Raw genomic sequence first — 16,147 nt, 5'->3', positions numbered from 1 at the left:
GTCGGTAGAGCAGTTGGCTTTTAACCAATTGGTCGAAGGTTCGAATCCTTCACAGCCCACCACTTTTCTGAAAGTGGATTTGCTTGCAAAGCAGATGAATTCAGAGACGCAATACCCAAGGGGGCTGTTAGCTCAGTCGGTAGAGCAGTTGGCTTTTAACCAATTGGTCGAAGGTTCGAATCCTTCACAGCCCACCACTTTTCTACAAGTGATTAAACACGTAGAGGTAAGTTAGTGAAATATTAGCTCAGTCGATGCTTTTAATAAGAGCGCAGTTGGCTTTACTCTTAACTACCACATTGGTCGAAGGTTCGAATCCTTCACAGCCCACCACTTTTCTACAAGTGATTAAACACGTAGAGGTAAGTTAGTGAGATATTAGCTCAGTCGATGCTTTTTAATAAGAGCGCAGTTGGCTTTACTCTTAACTAGCACATTGCTCGAAGGCTCGAATCCTTCACAGCCCACCACTTATCAAATATCCTCGATATACTTTCCCTATTCAGTCAGAAATATCACTAGCAAGTACACCGTCTATTCGTTTTATGTAACTATATCTGTACCTATACCGATAGATTATGCGTTGATAGCTTAGTCGAATGCATAATTGATCCTGCTAATTATTGATCATACAGTTAGCTTTACTCTCTGTTTAATTAGTTCAATTGCTCGAAAGTTCGAATCCTTCACAACTCACAACTCACAACTCACAACTCACGACTCACGACTTGTTAGTTTTATGTCCAATACTCTTCTCTGTATGATTTTAAAATCGCAGTCAGCCTTTAATATTAGTCAGTATCACATTGCTGTTTATTATTGAACATGGGGTTGGATTTATCCTTTGTCGAATTGGTCGAAGCTTCTAATTGATAAGCTGCAATGTTCCTTACCCCATACAATTTAGGATTAGTTTGAGTTAGCCATTGTCGAGATTAATGAGGAGACACCAGCCTAGCAAGCAGCGAAATCAATTCTGGGGAGTGTTTGCGCACTTATAAAAGTTTGGAACTGTCGCTTTAATTACGCTGAAATGGAATTGAAGTAGATAGTTTTGTTTGAGAGAAGCAAGGTTACTAGAGATCTGTATTGCTAAGTTCCGCCATTTTTTATAATAGTCTTAAATATATTTTCAAGCGTTACACTAAGATTTCAAATTTGTGTCAAAAGAAGAGGTGAAGCATTTTGTTTCTATTAAGTGTTTGAATTTGTTAACTATTTAAAGAAAGCTTGATAGGCTTCCGAATTTTACTTCCAAGCGGATAACTGTAATGTCTTTATTGTCACCAGCAGTATAGTGGATCAATTTCTTATCTAGAATTAACACTTTGTATAATTCTTTACTAATATTTTAATCGTTAAATGCGGATGTGATTAATTAGCGATGAGTGTTCTACCTTGGTCTGATAGACCTATTGCTAATGTTGCCTAGTTGTTAACTCGGTCATATTTTGTATGGATAATAAAAATATCAGGGAGAAAGGGAATGAAACAAGCAAAATTAACGCTTATTGGTGCGGCAACTATTGCAGCAATGAGCTTCGGTGTCCAAGCTGATACTGAGTTTAAATTTGGTGGTTATGTCAAAGCAGATGTAATGTTTAGTGATTACAGCAATGGTGCGCCAGGTTCAGGTAGTTTATCTCGACAATTTTATGTGCCAGGTACAATTTATGGCGATCCCAGTAATGGTAAGCAAGTCGTCGATTTTCAAGCACGAGAATCACGGTTTAACTTTAAAACATCTACAGATCTTGATGGTCATAAGTTATCAGGCTTTATTGAACTCGACTTTATGACTACGGATAATGGTAACGAGCGCGTGTCCAATAGCTACTCGCCACGTATTCGTCAAGCATTTGTGAGTTTTGATAATTGGGCCGCTGGACAGATGTGGACCACTTTCCAAAATCCGGGAGCACTACCTGAAAATCTCGATTTTGTTGGCGCGGCAGATGGTACCCCCTTTGTTCGTCAAAGTCAGGTTAGATACACTAATGGTGGCTTCCAGTTCTCGGCAGAAAACCCTGAGACAACGGTTAATAGTTACCGCAATGCAACAGGTGGTAGCAGTCGTATAACCAGTGGTAGTGGGATGGTTCCTGATTTTGTCGCTCGCTATAACATGAAAACTGAAAGTGGTATGGCATTTACTTTTGCAGGCCTTGCTCGTCAGTTAAATGTCGAAATGAATAAAAATACAGCTAATCCTATAGATTCGTCAGAATTCGGTTATGGTTTGAGTTTCACTGGTGTTATCCCAGTGGGTCAAGATGATATCAAGATGTCTGCTACCTATGGTGAAGGCTTAGGGCGTTATATGGCGCTTAACTATGCCAACGCTGGCGTACTTGATGCTAAAGGTAATATTCAGACCATTGAGTCATATGGTGGCTTTATTTCTTATCGTCACTGGTGGAATGATAAATGGAGAACCAGTATCACAGGTTCGGGTTTTAAAGCGGATAATAAGGTTGCTCTTTCAGGTGGGACTGTAAATAAGGACTCTTATTCAGGCTATATCAACTTACTTTATTCGCCAGTTAAACCATTAACAGTGGGTGTTGAGTATATGTATGCGAAAAACACCAAAGAAAATGGTGTAGACGGTGAACTGAATCGCGTCATCTTCTCTATGAAATATGTACTCTAGTTGAGCAAAAAGACTTATTAAGTGCGACTGAGTGCAATAAAAAAGGAGGCGGTAGCCTCCTTTTTTATTGTGATTAACTTTATGCTGCTGGCATTAAGTTGTTATCTCTTACATATTGTTCGAACTCAGTACAGCCACCAACATGAACTTGGTCAACAAAGATCTGTGGGACGGTTTCGACCGGCTTACCAACTGTCTTTTCTAAGTCCGCTTTGCTGATCCCTTCAGCGTGGATATCAACATACTTGAATTTAAAATCTTCACGTTTTTCTGTAAGTTGCTCAGCAACTTGGACTGCACGAACACAATATGGGCAACCTGGACGACCAAAAATAACAACGAACATAATAGCTTCCTCAAAAATAGCTTGAGCACTTTATATCATAGCTATTGCAATTGTTCTAATCGATATTAGAGGTCATGTTAATCGTATTGCTGATTTTTATTCAAATTGTGACTTATCAGTTTGATAACGACCTTTGTAATCAAAAATAGTCTCCATCAGTTCCCAGCCTTTTTTACCTTTTTTCAGTAATAACAGGTCTGGCCTTCTAAACAGTGTCGCATCATCAGAGAGTTGTTTTGCTGTTTGGTATTTCTTATGTTTTAGGCCAGGCGTACGGCTGTGCGGGAAAATGAACAAGGCAAACAACGCGCGAATTTGTGCCGGAGTCTGCATCTTGAAGTAACGGCAAAAATCATTGCCATCAATATCGATATACCTAACCACTAAGCGTTGTTCTTGCGGCTCCAATACCATACTTTGGCATTTAAATAGGTGGTGGTGTTTTTGCTGTAACACTTCTTTTAAGCGTTTATCAGGATCGACCAAAATGGCCTGGCAGTGCTGGCATACTTTGGCGGCAATATCATTTTCTTCACCGCAATTAGGGCAGGCTTTAGAGCGAAACCTAAAATCGCATTGTTCTTTGCGACCTTCCTTTTCTATTAGTGCCTGACAGCGACGGCCAAAGTGCTCAATTATGTCACCATCGTCATCGGTTAAGCCCCAAAAAATATTAGCAAAGTCGCACACAGGGCAGTGTACCTGCACAGGCTTACATTTACTGTTGGGCTTGGGTTGACCCACTTCTGGGTAGAACAGATCATAGCCGTTGGCAGCATAATCAATAACAAGGCACTCAGTCTTATTTTTATCAACTCTTAAACCGCGCCCAACCATTTGCTGAAAAAGGCTTACAGAAGCGGTAGGGCGCAATATAGCGATAAGGTCAACGTGAGGTGCATCAAACCCCGTTGTTAATACAGCGACATTAACGAGGTATTTAATTTGCTTTGCTTTAAAAGCGTCAATTAACGAATCTCTATCGTCACGAGAGGTCTTTGCGGTAATCAGGGCAACTGATTCACCAGCAAGCTTGGTGACAACCTCTTCAGCATGTTTCACCGTGGCGGCAAAAATAATGATCCCTTGGCGGTGCTGGCCCAGGGCGATTAACTGCTTAACGATAGCAGTGGTGGCACGGCCACAATGGTTAAGAATGGAGTTAACTTCTTTTTCATTATATTCACCCGTTGCCGAGGCCGTTAGTTCACTAAAGTCATATTGAGCACTGAGTCCATCAAATATCTTAGGTTGACTTAAAAAACCTTGTTTTATCAGTGGGCGCATTGGCAGTTCAAATATACACTTTTCAAATACAGGTTTTTCGGTGTTGCCAACCTTGTCGTGGTAATGATGGCGATATATCCAGCCTAAATCGAGTCGGTAGGGCGTTGCGGTTAGCCCAAGTAATCTAATGCGACTATTTTTAGACTTTAAGTGAGTGAGTAACTGCTGATATTGGCTATCTTTATCAGGGCTAACACGATGGCACTCATCGATAATCACTAAGCTGTATGGCTCATCAAATTGACTGGGCTGTTTTACCGCTGATTGAATACTGGCAACCACTGTTTTACCGTCGGTGGACTTTTGGTTGAGTCCCGCCGAGTAGATTTTAGCTTCGGTGGTTAGTAGCCCCACTTTTTCTGCATTTTGAGCAACTAATTCCTTAACGTGCGTAAGCACTAACACACGGCCTTTGGCGATTCTGGCAAGTTCAGCGATGACGATACTTTTACCTGCGCCAGTGGGTAAAACCAAAACTGCGGAGTCATAACTTGATTTGAAATGTTGAATCGCAGCGTCAACAGATTGCTGCTGATAATCTCTCAGTTGCACGAAAAGGACCTAATTAAATACGACTTTATAAATGAAATGATCCCACATTTGGCTCAATGCGATAAGCAAAATTTTGAGGATTGTTTTATGACGACTTTCCAGCGCAAGATGAGGCATAAAAAAAGCCCCTCTGAGAGGGGCTAGGGAGGTCAAACAATAGCGCTTTCTTGGCTTATTTACTCGCTACGGTTAAGTCGGCTTTCAATTAAGGTATCGATTACCGCTGGATCTGCAAGCGTAGAGGAGTCGCCTAAGTTAGTGACTTCATTTGCTGCAATCTTACGTAGGAATCGGCGCATGATTTTACCTGAACGCGTCTTAGGTAAACCGCCAGCCCATTGAATAAGATCTGGAGTTGCAAGGGCACCAATCTCTTTTCTTACCCATTGACGCAGTTCTTGGCGAAGCTCTTCAGTTTCAACTGCACCCTTGGTTAAAGTGACATAGGCGTAAATCCCTTGCCCTTTGATGTCGTGTGGGTAACCCACAACAGCGGCCTCGGCTACCAGTTCATGAGCAACCAGAGCGCTTTCTACTTCGGCTGTACCTAGTCGGTGACCCGAAACGTTAATCACGTCATCAACTCGGCCAGTGATCCAATAGTAACCATCTTCATCACGCTTAGCGCCATCACCTGTAAAGTACATGCCTCTAAAGGTTTTGAAATAGGTCAACACAAATCTATCGTGGTCACCAAATACGGTGCGCATCTGTCCAGGCCAAGAGTCTAAGATAACTAAGTTACCTTCGTTAGCGCCATCAACAATGTTACCCATATTATCGACAAGCGCTGGCTGTACGCCAAAAAACGGACGGGTTGCAGAACCTGGTTTTGTGTCGGTCGCACCGGGGAGTGGGCTGATCAAAATGCCGCCGGTTTCGGTTTGCCACCAAGTATCAACAATTGGGCACTTTTCATGGCCAATAACATCGTTGTACCAGCGCCAAGCCTCAGGGTTAATTGGTTCACCTACCGAGCCCATAATGCGTAGTGAGCTGCCATCAAAATTTGCAAACTGCTCTTTACCTTCTGCCATTAGGGCGCGGATAAGTGTCGGGGCGGTATAAAGAATGTTTACTTTATGGCGGTCAACCATCTCGCCTAGACGTGCAGGGCTTGGATAATTAGGCACACCTTCGTGGATAAGTACCGTTGCGCCATTGGCAAGCGGGCCGTAAACCATATAGGAATGGCCAGTGATCCAACCTACATCGGCAGTACACCAATAGACTTCGTTTTCTTTGTAGTCAAATACATACTCATGAGTCATGGCAGCGTAGACCATGTAACCGCCAGTGGTATGTAGTACACCCTTTGGGTTACCGGTAGAGCCTGATGTATACAGTAAGAATAATGGATCTTCTGCGCCCATCTCTTCAGCAACACAATGCTCTGATGCGGTTTCCATCAAAGACTCCCACCAGATATCACGTCCTTCAACCCAATTTATATCGCCGCCAGTGCGCTTCATGACGATGACTTTTTCGATGCAATCAACATCTGGATGAGAAAGTGCTTCGTCGATATTGGCCTTTAACGGAATGATACGGCCAGCACGAACGCCTTCATCGGCGGTAATAATTACTTTTGAATTACCATCAATCACGCGTGATGCAATTGAGTCAGGCGAGAAACCACCGAAAACAACAGAGTGAATGGCACCAATTCGTGCACAAGCAAGCATAGCAACAGCCGCTTCTGGGACCATTGGCATGTAAATAGTGACTACATCGCCACGGCGTACGCCTTGGCTTCGAAGTGCATTTGCAAATTTACAGACTTGCGCATGTAGCTCGCCGTAGGTAAGGGTGCGCTGATCTTTTGCGTCATCGCCTTCCCAGATAATCGCCAGCTTATCGGCATTGTGCTCTAAGTGTCTGTCTAAACAGTTTGCGGATGCGTTGAGCGTGCCGTCATAGAACCACTTAATAAACAAATTGTGGTCGTCGAAAGAGGTTTTCTTTACCTTAGTAAAAGGTTTGATCCAGTCGATACGGTTGCCGTGTTCTCTCCAGAAACCTTCAGGGTTTACAATCGACTCCTGATACATTTTTTTATATTGTTCATCGTTTACAAGTGCGTTTGCAGCGATTTCACTTGGAACTTTATAGAGAGACTGCGTGCTCATTGGGCTTCCCTTATCTAATAATGCGTAAGCTGAGTATGGATTGGGAGAGGGGACTTTCTCTATTAGACCTTGGTCTAGTAAAATAATATCCTTATTTTTTAGTTGGTTGTAATTTTCATTTGGCTGGATCTCATTCGATTTTTACCGCAGAATAGTTAAAAAAAGAGAATCCTATGAATTTGACTGTATTGGTAGGCACTATTGCCATTGTGTACGTGCTATTACTGTTTCTTCTCGCTTGGGGCGCTGAGCGTTGGTTCAGCGGGATCACCAAGCGGCTCCAGACCTGGATTTATGGTTTAAGTCTTGCGGTCTACTGTTCGTCTTGGAGTTTTCTCGGTACCGTTGGTCAATCAGCGCAAGACCTTTGGTCGTTCTTACCTATTTTTCTTGGTCCGATCCTTATTTTTGTGTTTGGTTTTAGCTTGCTACGCAAAATGGTCATTGTCTCCAAAGCGCAAAATATTACCTCTGTTGCCGACTTTATTGCGGCGCGATATGGCAAATCTCAGTTACTCGCAGCTATTGTCACCCTTATAGCCCTGTTTGGCATCATGCCTTATATCGCATTGCAGCTTAAAGCTATGGTGTTTAGCCTGAATTTGTTCCAGCCGGACGGCGCGCTGTTTGATGGCGCGAAAGTATCGTTAATTATTACCGCAATTTTGGCGGTATTCGCGATTTTATTCGGTACTCGAAAACTGGATGCAACAGAGCACAACCCGGGTATGATGCTGGCTATCGCCTTCGAGTCGCTGGTGAAGCTCGGTGCCTTTTTGTTAGTGGGAGGCGTGATAAGCTTTAGTGTGTTTGATGGCTTTGGGGATATCTGGCAACAAGCTAGCGAGCGTGATTTAATCAATAATCCTAACATTCGGTTAGAGTCTTTAATGCCGGAGCTATTAGTTGGCATGGCAGCTTTCTTATGCATGCCTAGGCAGTTTCACGTGATGATGGTGGAGTGTGAAAATGAAAAAACCATCTTAAAAGCACGTTGGCTATTTCCTCTCTATTTATTGTTATTTGGCTTGTTTGTTGCGCCCCTCGCACTTGCTGGTAAATTATTACTGGGTGATGCCGTAGCGGCCGATACTTATGTTATTAATCTTCCTTTAGCACTTAATCAGCCTTGGCTGGCTGTAGTTGCACTGCTAGGTACACTTTCTGCTGCGACTGGCATGGTGATAGTTGCCGTGGTGACCATAAGTGTGATGGTGAGTAATGAGTGGCTAGTGCCATTAATGCTACGTACTGGGCAGATTAAAGCACGTAATTTTAGTCAATTTTCGCAGCTTCTGTTAAATGCTAGGCGCCTAGCAATTGTCCTCATTTTGAGTCTAGGTTATTTCAGTTACTTGTCGTTTATGGACAATGACTCGCTATCATCGTTAGGTATGTTGTCTTTTGGAGCATTTGCCCAGCTGGCCCCCGCATTGATAGGCGGTATGTACTGGAAGCACGGTAATCGCAGTGGAGTGTTTCTAGGGCTCGCGGTGGGGTTTGGCTGTTGGTGTTATATTTTACTGCAAGGTGCGGTGAATTCACCGACATTAGTTACCACGGAGTTTGCATTACTTGAGTCAATTACCCCTAATGTTCGCGATATCTTAACGGCTCTATTAGCAAACTGTGCATGCTATATGTTGGGCTCTGTGTGGTTTAGAGCTGGCGTTGCTGAACGTATGCAAGCAAGTGCTTTTGTTACACCTGGTCAGCTTAAAAAAGACAATAATCGTAAGAGTGTCGCGGTTTCACAGCAAGACTTACTTATTCTCGCCAGCCGCTTTGTCAGTCCAACCCGTGCTTATGAGAGCTTTTCTGCATTTTCTGAAGAGGCGGTAAAAAGTGATAGCTGGCATAAAGTGGCGCCGCCAGAACTTATCGCCCACACAGAGCACATGTTAGCCGGGGTATTAGGGGCGTCAAGTGCATCTCTGGTACTTGATTCTGTTTTGCAAGGTCGTGATTTAGCACTTGATGAAGTTTTTAGCCTAGTAGATGAAGCATCTTCAAAAATAATTCTAAGCCAAGATATGTTGCGTGGGGCTATTGAGCATGCTTATGAAGGTATGAGTGTGGTGGATAAAGATCTTAACTTAGTCGCCTGGAACTATAAATACGCTGAGCTTTATGGTTATCCTGATAACTTCTTACAAGCGGGTATGCCAATTAGTGATGTCGTTCGTTTTAATGCTGAGCGCGGTTATTGCGGCGAAGGAGAGATAGAGGCACAAGTAGAGAAACGTGTGCAGCATATGCGTAATGGCACGCCACATGTATCAGAAAGGCAACGTCGTGATGGTAAGGTGATTAAAATCCAAGGTAATCCTATGCCTGATGGCGGCTTTGTGATGACCTTTACCGATATTACTCAATATCGTTTGCAAGCCAAAGCGTTGCAAGAAGCCAATGAAACATTAGAGGCAAGAGTGAAAGAGCGTACCTATGAGCTCGCATTGCTTAATAGTCAGTTACTTGAAGCTAAGACCCAAGAAGAGATGGCAAATGCTTCAAAGAGTCGTTTCTTAGCCGCGGTAGGGCATGACTTGATGCAGCCGTTAAATGCGGCAAGATTATTTACCGCTTCATTGTCGCAATACCCCAATCTTGATCAAGAGGGGAAAACTACGCTAAACCATGTTAATAGTTCCCTAAAAATAGCGGGCGAACTACTAACAGATTTGCTGGATATTTCAAAATTGGATTCTGGCATGATTGAGGTGAATCGCCGAGATTTTGCCATTGCAGATCTACTTGATGGTTTAGCCGTTGAATTTGATGCAATGTCTAAGGATTGCTTGATTAAGTTTAGCTTTGTATCGAGCTCAGCCACTATCAATTCAGATCCAAGCTTATTGCGTCGAGTGCTGCAAAACTTTTTAACTAATGCTTATCGCTATGCAAAAGGTAATCGAGTGTTATTAGGTTGTCGTCACCGCGGTACTGAATTAGAGATCCAGGTTATCGATACTGGCTGTGGCATTGACGAAAGTGAGACAACAGAGATCTTCAAAGAGTTTAAACGCTTAGATAATCCAGAGAGCAAAAATGTCAGTGGTTTAGGGCTGGGCTTGGCGATTGCAGATAGGATTAGCCGAGTATTATCTCATAACATTAATGTTAGCTCTGAACTTGGAACTGGCTCGGTGTTCTCAATTCGAGTGCCATTAGGTGAGAAGAATACCGCGCCCAACAAACCAAAGAAAGTACAGTCATTACTGCAACCACTCGCGGGTGTTAAAGTGTTGTGCATTGATAACGAAGAAGCCATTTTGGCAGGGTTGGAAAGTTTACTCAGTCGTTGGCAGTGTGACGTTATCTGTGCAAGAGATCTCGCAGATGCTCGAATTAAGCTCGGACTTAAAGGGGTTGCACCTGACATTGTACTTGCTGACTACCATTTGGATGATGGTCAAAACGGAGTAGATGCAATGGACGGTATTCGAAGCCTTTACGGAGAGCATCTGCCTGGAATATTGATTACTGCCAATACCCGTAAAGATCTTATTGATGATATGCATAAGCGTGGCTATCACTACATGGCGAAAATGGTTAAACCGGCGGCATTAAGGGCACTCATTTCAAGCTTAGTCAAAAAGACATAATAGCTGTAAGTAAGAGTAGAAGTACGTAGATAGCTTACTTCTACTCTTTTTTCATTCAACTTTTTAGCGTCTGGAGTCGTGATTTCTACAAAGATGAATTAAACATCGTGTTACTCATTACTTGCTGTAGCCCACTGTTATTCCACTTTCACAGGAGTCAGCCCTTGATCTCGTGATTCAAGTGCAGTCTCTAGATCAAAACCACTTGTCTTCCAGCTTTTCGCTTCTTCAGCAGTAAAGGATTGATCCTTCCAGCCTTGGGCATTTTGTAAATCAAATCCAGCCTTGGCCCATTGACTCGATTGCTCGGCATTAAATCCTGCACTATTCCACTGTTGCGCCTGCTCTGCGTTAAAACCTATTTCTTTCCATGCCGCGATATCACTTTCTGACATACCTTTCCAGGTTGCAGGAGAAGAGGCGCAGGCACTAAGCATTAAAATAATCATTACTAGACCGAATTTTTTCATATTGCTTTCCTTGGTTATAAGTTGTCAGTTTTGCATATCTCATCCACGGCACGTTCCCGGGACTGCTTGCGATAATTAAGTATTGGTTGATTTGTAAATGTGACGCCCTTTATTGAAGGTAGTCGCTGATATCTACCTAGACAAGTTATAGCTTCGAATCAAGTTAACCGTATCAAGCGCAAGCATACGTAGACGCAGGATGGACAAAGTATGAATTTTTTAATTTTAATTTTGGTTTCGGTGCTTTTTCTATTGTTGATCTTGGCGCTTAGATGGATATACTGAACAAAACTGTAAATATGTAAAAAATATAAAACAAGAAGTAACTCATTACTCAAAGGGAATCGATATGTCCGAACCTCGCTGCAACTCGTATTATAACGCCACCATTAATAGTGAAACTGACTACCCTACGTTAGAAGGGGAGATCCGTGTTGATGTGGTCATTATCGGTGGAGGCTTTACCGGAGTTGCCACTGCCTTAGAGCTATCTGAAAAGGGATATAAGGTTGCTATTGTAGAAGCGAATAAAATTGCATGGGGAGCAACCGGGCGTAATGGGGGGCAAGTGACTGGTAGCCTATCTGGTGATGAAGCCATGACAAAGCAGCTGAGAAATTGTATCGGCGCAGATGCGGAGCAATATGTTTGGAATATGCGTTGGCGTGGACATGAGATCATTAAAGAACGCGTTAAAAAGTACAATATTGAATGTGATTTAAAATATGGGCATATACATACTGCTTATAAAATGAGTCATTTAAAAGAGCTTGAGAAAACCTATAATGAAGCTTGTCAGCGCGGCATGGAAAGCGAATTGGCAATGTTAGATAAAACGCAACTCGGGCAATATGTGAATACACCTCTTTATCATGGTGGACTGCTTAATAAGCGTAATATGCATTTGCACTCGGTTAATTTGTGTATTGGAGAAGCAAAGGCCGCTGAAAGCCTTGGCGCGCAGATCTTTGAGCATTCAGCTGTGGTGGATATTGATGATGGGCCGCTTGTTACAGTGACAACGGCTAAGGGGAAAGTGGTTGCTAATAGCGCAGTATTAGCGGGGAACGCCTATCATAAATTAGCCCGTAATAAATTGCGTGGAATGTTGTTTCCGGCCTCATTGGGCAACTGTGCAACGGCTCAATTGTCACCAGAAATAGCTCAAAATTTAATTCCTAAAGATGTCGCGGTGTACGACACGCGTTTTGTGCTCGATTATTACCGATTAACCGCTGATAACCGTTTAATGTTCGGCGGTGGAACCAATTACTCTGGCCGGGATTCTAAAAATGTAGCCGCAGAGTTGAGACCTGCAATCGAGCGTACTTTCCCGCAACTTAAAGACGTTGATATCGAGTTTGAATGGACGGGGATGGCTGGGATTGTACTGAATCGGATCCCGCAATTAGGTAAATTGTCAGCGAATGTCTATTACTGCCAAGGTTATTCCGGCCATGGCGTGGCGACATCTCATATTATGGGAGAGATCATGGCAAGTGCTGTTATTGGTCAACAACAAGAGTTTGATCTGTTTGCTCAGATGTCGCATCACCGTATTCCTGTTAACGAGTGGTTTGGAAATCAGGCACTAGCGTTAGGCATGATGTATTACAAGGTGATGGAAAACTTTCGATAATTGAGGTTGAGCAAGCGGGCGTTAAGTTGAGTTAACACTAAAAGCACACAACGCTTCGAGTATTCGAAGCGTTGTGTGCTATAGAGAGGGATACTTTGCTAAAAGTTTAAATATCAACTTTATCCATTGCTAGTTGCTGAAGTGAAATTACCGCTTGAGTGCGGTTTCTTACACCAAGTTTTCTGAATATTGCAGTTGCATGAGCCTTAATCGTGGCCTCAGAGACACCTAAATCGTAAGCAATTTGTTTATTGAGTAAACCTTCAGCAAACATTTGCAGCACTTTATATTGCTGAGGGGTGAGATCAGCAAGTTTACTGGCCATTTGGTTAGTTTCATCTTCATTGATCTCTTGTAGCTCGACGTTTTTTGGTAGCCAGACATCACCCAAAAGCACCGCTTGTAGCGCTTCGGCTAAGGTTTCCATTGAAGATGATTTTGGAATAAATCCTGAACTACCATAATGGATAGCACGACTAATCGTTAGATTATCTTCATGCGCAGAGATAACCACAACAGGCAAATATTGGAAATGCGTTCTGAGGTGAATTAGCGTCGAGTAACCGTGAGAACCCGGCATCTGTAGATCTAACAACACAGCGTCGTATTCAATATCACGATTTTCAAGTAGTACTTGTAGCGCATCAGCGCTATCTGCCTCGAACCATTGCGTATTGGTAAACTCAGACGATAGTGCTTGTCTAAGTGCGTTCCGAAATAACGGGTGGTCATCAGCTATTATTATATTTAAGTTTTCAGGCTTCATGGCTTTATAGGGTAGTTTTGGTTGCACGTGAAGATAGTTCAATGTAACAGATAAATGACAAGAGATTCTATGGCTTTAGGCTGGAAAAGTTATTATTTGTTAAAATAAACACAGAAGTTAGACTTTGGTCTATGGTGGGAGGCAATACTATTTTGCAAAGGCCAGAGAATCTGAGTATTAAAGATAATGGCTAACAGTTAGCGAATAAATACTAGAGCGAAGGGCTAACTATCTAGCCCTCAGTTAGTGGTTTTTGCTACGCTATTTAACTATGGGGTGGCCAAACTGCAGTCGGCTTTCTTTGCTCGTCAACGGCGACAAAGGTAAATACCCCACGTATAGCGTGATCCCTTAAGTCTTGATACATGTCTTCAACAAAAATATTCACTTCGACTTTGATTGAGGTATTACCGACATGAATAACTCTGGCAATAATCTCGGCTAACGAACCCGCAGGGATAGGTTTTTTAAAATCAATTCTGTCAGAACTCACGGTCACTAACGGCTTACGGCAAAAACGTGTGGCAGCAATAAAAGCGGTTTCATCCATCCACGCTAACGCCTCACCACCAAAGAGCGTGTTGTGATGATTGGTGATTGATGGGAATACAGCTTTGATAACGCGAGCTTCTGATTGTTCGATTCGAACGGCGACCTCTTCAGGAAACTGCTTGAGAGTCTGAGTTAACGGCATACGGCAACCTATGGTTATGCATTAATGAGGCGAGATTATAGCCGTTTTTGTAATTTTATAACAGGTTGAGCCGATAGTGATTAGCAAGAGGCTTGCTTGTTTCAGCGACTTGTCACTCTTAAACTTTTACTTTATTACGGACAATGATGGAAAAAACAGTAGAAATTGAAACGAATAGAACAGTACTTGTCGTTTTAGATGAAAGCCAAGCCGAACTAATGCTTGGTTATTACATTGAAAATAAACATCACTTATCTAAGTGGGAGCCTGAAAGAACAGCTGATTTCTATACTCTTGCTAGATGGCAGGACCAATTGTGTCAGACTCAATTATTGTATCAATCAGGAGCCGCGATAAAGTTTGCGGCAATGAATAAGCAACGAACTGAAATCGTAGGCGTATGCAAGTTTACCAATATTGTTCACGGTAACTTTCAAGCATGTAATCTTGGCTATTCCATTGCGAAAAAGCATCAAGGAAAAGGTTATATGCTGGAGATCTTGGAGGCGGCAACAAACCACATGTTTACTGTTATTGGTCTTCACCGAATAATGGCAAATTATATTGCTGATAATGAACGCAGTGCCGTGGTGCTTAAACGATTGGGTTTTGAAAACGAAGGCTTAGCAAGATCGTATCTTAAGATCGCAGGGCGTTGGCAAGATCATATATTAAGTTCAAAGTTAAATCCTGAGCATTGCACTGATTCAGCATAATGATGCTAAAGGCATAAAAAAACGTACCGACTCGGTGAGTGGGTACGTTTTCTGCTTTTTCACTTAAAGCTTACTTTTGCTTCAGTAAGTCGATTCTAGCACGTGACGCTTTGGCTAAATCACTTAATAAGATTTTTGAGTCTTCCCAGTCAATGCAGGCGTCGGTAATACTCTTGCCGTAGATAAGCTCAGTTCCTGCAACGACTTTCTGATTGCCTTCTTCAATAAAACTTTCAGCCATAATGCCTGCAATCGCGGTAGAGCCTTGCACCATCTGTTGCATAATAGAGTCGGCAACATTCAGCTGTTCTTTATGCATTTTTTGGCTATTGCCATGGCTAAAATCGATAACCATACGCTGAGTCACGCCAACACTATCAAGTTGCGTTGCGGCTTTTTGAATGTCATCGCTGTGGTAATTAGGCTCTTTACCACCACGTAAAATAATGTGGCCAAATGGGTTACCATGTGTACGGTATACAGCCATTGCACCATCTTTGTCCGGTGAGTAGAAGATGTGCGGTGCTTGCGCTGCGCGAACGGCATCAACGGCAATATCAATATTGCCGTCAGTACCGTTTTTAAAACCAACCGGACAAGAAAGTGCAGAAGCCATTTCGCGGTGAATCTGGCTCTCGGTGGTACGTGCGCCAATTGCACCCCAGGTAATCAGGTCAGCAATATATTGACCGTTTACCATGTCTAAAAACTCAGTGGCGATAGGTAGCTTAAGTTCAGTGATCTGTTGTAAAAGATGGCGGGCTTTACGTAGACCTTTATTAGGGCTAAAGCTGCCGTCTAAATCCGGATCAGAAATAAGACCTTTCCAACCGACAGTGGTGCGAGGCTTTTCAAAGTAAACACGCATCAAGATGCATAAATCATCTTTGTAATGCTGATGCAGCTCAGCTAAGCGCTGTGCATAATCAAGTGCTGCTTCTGTGTCATGAATTGAGCATGGGCCTATAATCACAAGTAAGCGTTGATCATCACCATTAATAATGGCTTCAACTTCGTGGCGCTGCTGGACTAAATAGTCAGCTGCATCTTGCGTTAAAGGATATTCAGAAGCGAGTTGTGCAGGTGAAATTACCTTACATAAAAGGGAGGTGCGTAGTTCGTCTGTTTTAATGGTCATTCACAATACCGAGCGTTCGTATGGGCTTTCGCCTTAATTACTCGGATTATAACTAATAGTTTGGCTGTGCACAGTGGCAATTGCCTTAAAAATGACGCTAATTTCCACGATATCGATATTTATTTGATATAAATTAAAGGCTTTAACGTTAA

General features: G+C 42.7%; 11 protein-coding genes and 1 tRNA gene. 5 read left to right on the top strand and 7 right to left on the bottom strand.

The window, feature by feature from the left end; genetic code table 11:
- Nucleotides 1–121: 121 nt before the first annotated feature.
- Nucleotides 122–197: transfer RNA gene (locus ACVBIL_RS03410), tRNA-Lys, on the top strand.
- Nucleotides 198–1,486: 1,289 nt separating this feature from the next.
- On the top strand, nucleotides 1,487–2,653 hold the full coding sequence (locus ACVBIL_RS03405) for a DcaP family trimeric outer membrane transporter (protein WP_447165584.1): 1,167 nt from the start codon (nucleotides 1,487–1,489) through the stop codon (nucleotides 2,651–2,653).
- A gap of 79 nt (nucleotides 2,654–2,732) precedes the next feature.
- On the opposite strand, the gene ACVBIL_RS03400 is transcribed toward ACVBIL_RS03405, so the two are convergent.
- The 3 genes from ACVBIL_RS03400 to acs form a co-directional block, all read right to left on the bottom strand.
- The gene (locus ACVBIL_RS03400; protein WP_442529464.1) at nucleotides 2,733–2,999 is read right to left on the bottom strand and encodes a GrxA family glutaredoxin; all 267 of its coding nucleotides are present in this window, start codon (nucleotides 2,997–2,999) and stop codon (nucleotides 2,733–2,735) included.
- A 96-nt stretch (nucleotides 3,000–3,095) separates the two neighbouring features.
- The gene (locus ACVBIL_RS03395; protein WP_447165583.1) at nucleotides 3,096–4,838 is read right to left on the bottom strand and encodes a DEAD/DEAH box helicase; all 1,743 of its coding nucleotides are present in this window, start codon (nucleotides 4,836–4,838) and stop codon (nucleotides 3,096–3,098) included.
- A gap of 176 nt (nucleotides 4,839–5,014) precedes the next feature.
- A complete protein-coding gene (gene acs / locus ACVBIL_RS03390) occupies nucleotides 5,015–6,967 on the bottom strand; it encodes an acetate--CoA ligase (protein ID WP_447165582.1) in 1,953 nt (650 codons plus the stop codon).
- A gap of 173 nt (nucleotides 6,968–7,140) precedes the next feature.
- Between acs and ACVBIL_RS03385 the strand changes: the two genes are divergently transcribed.
- Entirely contained in the window at nucleotides 7,141–10,572 is a 3,432-nt protein-coding gene (locus ACVBIL_RS03385) for a hybrid sensor histidine kinase/response regulator (protein WP_447165581.1), read from the top strand.
- Nucleotides 10,573–10,709: 137 nt separating this feature from the next.
- On the opposite strand, the gene ACVBIL_RS03380 is transcribed toward ACVBIL_RS03385, so the two are convergent.
- On the bottom strand, nucleotides 10,710–11,042 hold the full coding sequence (locus tag ACVBIL_RS03380) for a hypothetical protein (protein WP_447165580.1): 333 nt from the start codon (nucleotides 11,040–11,042) through the stop codon (nucleotides 10,710–10,712).
- 349 nt (nucleotides 11,043–11,391) lie between these two features.
- Here ACVBIL_RS03380 and ACVBIL_RS03375 point away from each other — a divergent pair, with 349 nt between their 5' ends.
- Complete coding sequence (locus ACVBIL_RS03375; RefSeq protein WP_447165579.1) at nucleotides 11,392–12,681, top strand: NAD(P)/FAD-dependent oxidoreductase; 1,290 nt, start codon at nucleotides 11,392–11,394, stop codon at nucleotides 12,679–12,681.
- 106 nt (nucleotides 12,682–12,787) lie between these two features.
- Here ACVBIL_RS03375 and ACVBIL_RS03370 read toward each other — a convergent pair whose 3' ends face one another.
- Both ACVBIL_RS03370 and ACVBIL_RS03365 read right to left on the bottom strand, forming a co-directional pair.
- Nucleotides 12,788–13,447: a response regulator transcription factor gene (locus ACVBIL_RS03370; protein WP_447165589.1), complete on the bottom strand. Its 660-nt coding sequence runs from the start codon at nucleotides 13,445–13,447 to the stop codon at nucleotides 12,788–12,790.
- A gap of 265 nt (nucleotides 13,448–13,712) precedes the next feature.
- Nucleotides 13,713–14,141 (bottom strand): acyl-CoA thioesterase, encoded by a 429-nt coding sequence (locus tag ACVBIL_RS03365; RefSeq protein ID WP_447165578.1) that lies wholly within the window; start codon nucleotides 14,139–14,141, stop codon nucleotides 13,713–13,715.
- Between the two features lie 146 nt (nucleotides 14,142–14,287).
- Between ACVBIL_RS03365 and ACVBIL_RS03360 the strand changes: the two genes are divergently transcribed.
- Nucleotides 14,288–14,857: a GNAT family N-acetyltransferase gene (locus ACVBIL_RS03360; RefSeq protein WP_447165577.1), complete on the top strand. Its 570-nt coding sequence runs from the start codon at nucleotides 14,288–14,290 to the stop codon at nucleotides 14,855–14,857.
- Nucleotides 14,858–14,927: 70 nt separating this feature from the next.
- Here ACVBIL_RS03360 and ACVBIL_RS03355 read toward each other — a convergent pair whose 3' ends face one another.
- Nucleotides 14,928–15,995 (bottom strand): 3-deoxy-7-phosphoheptulonate synthase, encoded by a 1,068-nt coding sequence (locus ACVBIL_RS03355; RefSeq protein ID WP_447165576.1) that lies wholly within the window; start codon nucleotides 15,993–15,995, stop codon nucleotides 14,928–14,930.
- Nucleotides 15,996–16,147 lie beyond the last annotated feature (152 nt).

This window comes from Shewanella sp. 125m-7 (genome assembly GCF_052977045.1).
This window is presented reverse-complemented; position numbering and strand designations above follow the sequence as displayed.

What these genes read in the sequence shown, in the direction of transcription:
- ACVBIL_RS03405 (WP_447165584.1), top strand. Translation starts at nt 1,487, where the DNA reads ATGAAACAAGCAAAATTAACGCTTATTGGTGCGGCAACTATTGCAGCA.
- ACVBIL_RS03400 (WP_442529464.1), bottom strand. Translation starts at nt 2,999, where the DNA reads ATGTTCGTTGTTATTTTTGGTCGTCCAGGTTGCCCATATTGTGTTCGT.
- acs (WP_447165582.1), bottom strand. Translation starts at nt 6,967, where the DNA reads ATGAGCACGCAGTCTCTCTATAAAGTTCCAAGTGAAATCGCTGCAAAC.
- ACVBIL_RS03385 (WP_447165581.1), top strand. Translation starts at nt 7,141, where the DNA reads ATGAATTTGACTGTATTGGTAGGCACTATTGCCATTGTGTACGTGCTA.
- ACVBIL_RS03380 (WP_447165580.1), bottom strand. Translation starts at nt 11,042, where the DNA reads ATGAAAAAATTCGGTCTAGTAATGATTATTTTAATGCTTAGTGCCTGC.
- ACVBIL_RS03375 (WP_447165579.1), top strand. Translation starts at nt 11,392, where the DNA reads ATGTCCGAACCTCGCTGCAACTCGTATTATAACGCCACCATTAATAGT.
- ACVBIL_RS03370 (WP_447165589.1), bottom strand. Translation starts at nt 13,447, where the DNA reads ATGAAGCCTGAAAACTTAAATATAATAATAGCTGATGACCACCCGTTA.
- ACVBIL_RS03365 (WP_447165578.1), bottom strand. Translation starts at nt 14,141, where the DNA reads ATGCCGTTAACTCAGACTCTCAAGCAGTTTCCTGAAGAGGTCGCCGTT.
- ACVBIL_RS03360 (WP_447165577.1), top strand. Translation starts at nt 14,288, where the DNA reads ATGGAAAAAACAGTAGAAATTGAAACGAATAGAACAGTACTTGTCGTT.
- ACVBIL_RS03355 (WP_447165576.1), bottom strand. Translation starts at nt 15,995, where the DNA reads ATGACCATTAAAACAGACGAACTACGCACCTCCCTTTTATGTAAGGTA.